Source organism: Ruminococcus sp. 210702-SL.1.03 (assembly GCF_020559915.1).
Classification (GTDB): Bacteria; Bacillota; Clostridia; order Oscillospirales; family Ruminococcaceae; genus YE71.
Map to the genome: position 1 here is coordinate 1 of NZ_JAJCLZ010000196.1, position 222 is coordinate 222.

Annotated in this window: 1 protein-coding gene; it reads left to right on the forward strand. The window is 58.1% G+C overall.

Annotated features, from left to right (window positions below; genetic code table 11):
* A partial coding sequence (locus LI114_RS14080; RefSeq protein WP_227221176.1) for a hypothetical protein occupies positions 1-222 on the forward strand: 222 nt, incomplete at both ends.

Below are 222 nucleotides of genomic sequence, written 5' to 3' on the forward strand. Positions count from 1 at the left end.
CGTTCGACATCGCGACGTTTACGGGCAACCGCTTAATGCTTCTCGATGTTGGCGATTTCGGCGCGACGTACTATGACATGGGCTCGCCCGCCGACTATGCGAGTTACGCTGACATTTCCATCTCAGACGATGGGCTGAGCGCGAGCGTTACCCTGCCATTCGGCGGAAATGTAACGCAGTACGCTATACCCACGATGGGCGGCATAGTTACGGCGGCGAGCG